Below are 5,136 nucleotides of genomic sequence, written 5' to 3'. Positions count from 1 at the left end.
GTGAGCCGCGCATTACGGTGGGTCATAGAGAAGGCCTCCACTTCGGTGACGTTGAACACCACCAATGTTGGAGGCCTTCTCCGTACAGAAGTGTCACCAACCTGCTGACCGAGTACACCTAGGCGTAGCTCAACTGTCGGACGGGAACAGCGTGCACTGCGGAAGTCTTGACCGAGAACGACGCTGTGTTGTCGGGTACCGAGCCGATCCAATCGGTCAGCATGTGAACGTCAGCGTGTTCACTCGTGTCGACATGGTTCTCGTCGAGGATTCCCGGCACAACGGACATGAGCAGGATTCTGTCGGGGAACGCGATCACGACGTTCGCGGTGCCGCCCACACGCGCGAGCGACTCAGTCAGGTGAGCGACAGTGTCGTCAGGCAACATGATGAGCAGGGGCACGTCGTCATTGCCCGGGACCAGGCCGCCAGAGGCAGCGATGCTCGGAAGCGATCGCATCACGCGGCGAGTCGCCTGATCACGCTTCGTTTCGAAGAGTTCGTTCTTCATGTCGCTCGTCACCTCCTGTTCGCGCGCCACTCGAGATATCGGGTGTGGATGGCACCGTAGCCGACTTCCCAAGATTCTCCCACGTCTCTCTCCGAATAGAGAGGACGCAGTTCGCGGCTGTCGTCAGGTTGCTGATGACCGGTGTGATGAAGGTGAAGCGCGCCGTGGTCCGTGTCGACAGAACATCTTTCGCGCCATTGACCGTCCTGGTCGCGAATCGCGAGCACGATGGCGAAGAACACGAGGCGCTCATCGTGGTGCCGCATGCGGATGTGAATCTCAGCGTCGGGGTCATCGAGCGGCACTGGGATTCGCAACTCGGTGCACACGTCGTCCAACGGATGCTCGAATCGCGTCGGATGCGGCTCGTCAAGACGACGTGATTGCGGGTGCCGCCCGCCCCACCATCGCCTTTCCGCCACACCGCAAGACTGTATCTGATCGGCGGAGTATGGCTCAGCAATTTAACACGGGGCGCGCGCGTCACCCCCGTGCGACAGAATGGCCGCATGCTCGATGCGAAGATCTCCCAACTTGTCGCCGACTACGGCATCGAGGTGAAGGAGAAGCTGGCGGGCGCCGGCGAGCCCGAGGAGGCTCTACGCGTCCCCATCGAGCACCTCGTCACGGCCGTCGGCGAGTTCGGAGGCAAGAAGACGATCCTCGACGGCGAGGCGCACCTGACCGAGCTGAGTTCGCGGCCCGACTTCGCTGTGCGCGTGAAGGGCGCGGTCGTCGGATACATCGAGGTGAAGAAGGCGGGTCTCTCGCTCGACCCCAGCACTTTCTCGGGTCACAACCGCGACCAATGGAACCGCCTCAAGGATCTTCCTAACCTTATCTACACGAACGGTTCCGAGTGGCGGCTCTATCGCGGTGAGTCGCAGCCCGCGCTCGTCGCGCAGCTCACCGGAGGCCCGCTCGACATGGCGGGCTCCGCGCTCGCGCCTGATTCGAACTTCGCCCACCTCGTGTCTGACTTCCTGAACTGGCACCCGGTTCCCATCAAGACGGTGGCGAAGCTCGTCAGTACGATCGCTCCGATCACACGGATGCTCCGCACGAAGGTGATGGAACAGCTCGCACTCGAGACGGCGCGTGTGAAGGCGGGTGCCCCACAGCACGAGCAGCTCTTCTTGGGTCTGGCGAACGACTGGCGCAAGCTGCTCTTCCCCGATGCGAGTGACGAGGTCTTCGCCGACGGCTATGCACAGACCGTCACCTTTGCCTTGCTGCTTGCTCGCACCGAGAAGATCGACCTCGAGTCGACGAGCCTCTATGAGATCGGCCAGCAGCTGGGTGCCGACCACTCGCTTATGGGCAAGGCTCTGCAGCTGCTCACGAACGATGTGAAGGGCGACTTCGTTCCGACGATCGACCTCCTGCGACGTGTCATCGGCGCAGTGCAGTGGGATGCGGTGCGCAAGAACAAAGACACCTACCTGCACCTCTACGAGAACTTCCTCGCCGAGTACGACCCCGAGCTGCGCAAGGCCACCGGCACCTACTACACGCCCCACGAGGTCGTCGATCAGATGGTGCGTCTGGCGGAGGAGGCGCTCGTCACGAAGCTCGGAAAGACGAAGGGTTTTCTCGACCCGAGCGTGACGACGATCGACCCCGCGATGGGCACGGGCACCTTCTTGCACTCGATCATCGAGCACGTCGCCGAGCAGGTCGAGCAAACCGACGGCCCCGGAGCCGTGCCCGGCACGATCACCGAGCTCGCCTCGCGCCTAATCGGCTTCGAGTTGCAGCTCGGCTCGTACACGGTCGCCGAGCTACGCACCACTGACCTGCTTCGCAGCTACGCCGCGACTCCGCCCAATGGCGGAATGCGAATGTTTGTTGCCGACACACTCTCTGATCCAGCGGCTGCAGCGACAAGTATTGCTTCTAGTCTCGCTGCAATATCTGAGAGCAAGGCTGAAGCGAATCGCATCAAGGCCGATGTTCCCGTGACCGTAGTGATAGGCAATCCGCCCTACGGCGACAAGGCCGAAGGGCTCGGCGGCTGGATTGAAAAGGGCTCTGAGGCAACTGGAAATGACAAGGGCGCCAAGGTGGCGCGGAACGCGCTTCTCGATGCTTTCCGTGTCAAGGGGAACGGCCTCACGGAGTTCATTCTCAAGAACCTCTATGTCTATTTCTGGCGCTGGGCGACGTGGAAGGTCTTCGAGTCAGTCCCCGACCACCAGTCTGGTGTCATCTGCTTCATCACAAGTAGTGGCTACTTCCGGGGCCCGGGAACGAAGGGCCTTCGAAAGTACCTACGGCGAGAAAGTTCGGAAGGGTGGGTAGTTGATCTAACGCCCGAAGGTAAGCGGCCACCCGCGAACACTGCTGTCTTCAATATTGAGACACCTGTCGCAATCGCCATCCTCGTGAGAACGGAAGACGTGGACCGTGAATCCCCGGCGCCCATCCACTATGTGTCGCTACATGGGTCGCGATCGGCCAAGTTCGAGCGACTCACTGAGCTCAGGCTCGGCGACGCTGACGCGTGGGCGCTTGCAAGTCATGAGTGGACGGGAGCGATTGTGCCCGCCGGGCAACGGATGTGGCTTGAGGCGCCCGCCCTTTCAGATCTGATCGCTTGGGTTGGACCGGGAATCGCTGCCAACCGCAACTGGCCATATGCGCCCCTCGGAAAAATCCTCCAAAAGCGATGGGAAGCTCTAAAGAGAGCCTCGACTCGAGCGGAAAAGTCCAAGCTCTTCAAAGAGACCGTAGATGCACGTCTCGACAAGACCCCTCAGCATTTGGACGGCTCAGACACCCAGCAATTCGACGGCCCATTCGGCGATCACCAAGGGGACTTCGCCGGACCAGTTCGAGCATCGTTTCGATCTTTTGACCGCCAGTGGATTACACCTGACCCACGGGTGCTTCATCGACCTACTCCTCTGCTTTGGGAAGCCCGGAGCCGCGGACAGGTGTTCACCGGTGAACAGCACTCCGTGCCATTGAAAGTCGGCGCGGTGCCGATCAGCTTCACCCCGTACGTCGTAGATCTGAATTACACAGACAATCGTGGTGGGCGGGTGCTGCCTTTGTTGCACCCCGACGGAACGCCGAACCTTGCGCCAGGTCTACTGGAGGGCCTCGCGGCGGAGGCAAACATCCGTGCAGGCCATGAAGAACTACTCGCTTATGTAGCGACGGTCGTCGCGCATCCAGCATTCACGGCAACCTTCGTCGACGAATTGACGACTCCGGGAGTGCGCGTGCCGATGACTCGCGACACTGCGCTGTGGGCTCAGGCAGTGGAAATCGGTCGCGAAGTCATCTGGCTTCACACTTACGCCGAGCGCTATGTCGACCCTGAATCGGGGCGAGAGCTCGGAAACGTACGCAGCGGCTGGTCTATGGAGGCGCAGCCAAAGTCTCTCGAAGCCGTCACCGCCATGCCCGTCTCGCTTCGATACGACGACGTGCACCACCAGGTGGTTTTCACTGACGACGACGGCGGGCGCAACGGCGCCTGGGGCCCGGTGCCGCGTGAGGTGTTCGACTACACCGTTGGCGGCATGAACGTCATCGGCAGCTGGTTCAAGTACCGCAAGAAGAACCCCGGCGGCAAGAAGACGAGCCCGCTCGACGACATCTACATCGAAGAGTGGCCGCTCGAATGGACGCTCGAATTCACCGAGTTGCTGACCGTGCTGACGCGGCTGGTCAGCCTCGAGCCCGCCCAGGCGGAGCTGCTTGAGCAGATCCTCGGCGGCGAGCTCATCACCAAGGACGAGCTGGCGGCGGCAGGCGTCAAGTGGCCCGAGACGCGCAACGATCGTAAGCCGCGCCGCAAGGTATCCGCTGACGCCCTCGACATCTTCGGGGACGAGGGGGAGACATGAAGCCAGCAGGAGCCTGCTCTAGTGGACTCTCCCTTCTCGCGGGTCGGCAGAGGAGAGACTGATGGATCTGCCTGGTGGAGTGGAGACCCTGCTCGCTTTCGTCGCACTCGGGCTCCCTATCGCCGTCTTCGCGACTGTCCGAAGGTACCTTTTGGGGGAGACGGCGACAGATCGGGACTGGTCTATCGCTCTCGTTCAGGGGGTATCTTTCGCCGCGATCCTGGCGGGGTTCTACGTCTCAGTCGGCTTGCTCGACCTTTTTGCCGTGGAGTCGACTTCTGATGGGTCGTCCGTTCAGTTCAGTGATCCCCGTCAGTTCGCGACCGCCAGCCTCGGGCTCTTTGTGATCGTGCCGGCATTGGTGTCCTTCATGATCTTCGCCAAGCACTGCACGTGGAAGCGATTCGAACGCCGTCGTTTCTCGTGGCTCAGGTACCCGGCGTCCAAGTACGGGTACTCGAGCGAGCCGACGTCGTGGGACTTTGCCGTCAAGTCTCATTCCGAGTCTGGGGCTTGGCTCAAGGTGCGCAGGGAGTCGGGTGCCTGGGTTGGCGGCTGGTTCGCCACCGGATCCTTCGCGTCTATGTATCCAGAGCCACCCGCGGTCTACCTCCACTCCCAGTGGGCGCTCGATGGAGAAGGGAACTTCCGGGTCTGCTGCACGGATAGGTGACAGGTTGTAGTCACGCCGCCAGTGCGGCTGGCGTGCTCATGATGGCCTCGAACTCGACCGGGGTCAAACGGCCGAGAGCGGCTTGCCGGCGTCGC

Annotated in this window: 4 protein-coding genes; 3 read left to right on the top strand and 1 reads right to left on the bottom strand. The window is 61.6% G+C overall.

Annotated features, from left to right (window positions below):
• Positions 1 to 118: 118 nt before the first annotated feature.
• Positions 119 to 511 carry a hypothetical protein gene (locus FK219_RS13115; RefSeq protein ID WP_152584316.1) on the bottom strand — a complete coding sequence of 131 codons (393 nt, stop codon included), beginning with the start codon at positions 509 to 511 and terminating at the stop codon, positions 119 to 121.
• Positions 512 to 555: 44 nt separating this feature from the next.
• Between FK219_RS13115 and FK219_RS13110 the strand changes: the two genes are divergently transcribed.
• From FK219_RS13110 to FK219_RS13100, 3 genes are all read left to right on the top strand, one after another.
• Positions 556 to 894, top strand: a complete 339-nt coding sequence (locus FK219_RS13110) for a hypothetical protein (protein WP_152584315.1) — start codon at positions 556 to 558, stop codon at positions 892 to 894.
• Positions 895 to 1,020: 126 nt separating this feature from the next.
• The gene (locus FK219_RS13105; RefSeq protein WP_152584314.1) at positions 1,021 to 4,368 is read left to right on the top strand and encodes a type ISP restriction/modification enzyme; all 3,348 of its coding nucleotides are present in this window, start codon (positions 1,021 to 1,023) and stop codon (positions 4,366 to 4,368) included.
• Positions 4,369 to 4,429: 61 nt separating this feature from the next.
• A complete protein-coding gene (locus FK219_RS13100; protein ID WP_152584313.1) occupies positions 4,430 to 5,041 on the top strand; it encodes a DUF6338 family protein in 612 nt (203 codons plus the stop codon).
• The last annotated feature ends 95 nt before the right edge of the window (positions 5,042 to 5,136 follow it).

Source organism: Microcella pacifica (genome assembly GCF_009371975.2).
Lineage (GTDB): Bacteria > Actinomycetota > Actinomycetes > Actinomycetales > Microbacteriaceae > Microcella > Microcella pacifica.
The sequence above is the reverse complement of the archived record's forward strand: the minus strand, read 5'-3'. Positions and strand labels throughout refer to the sequence as shown.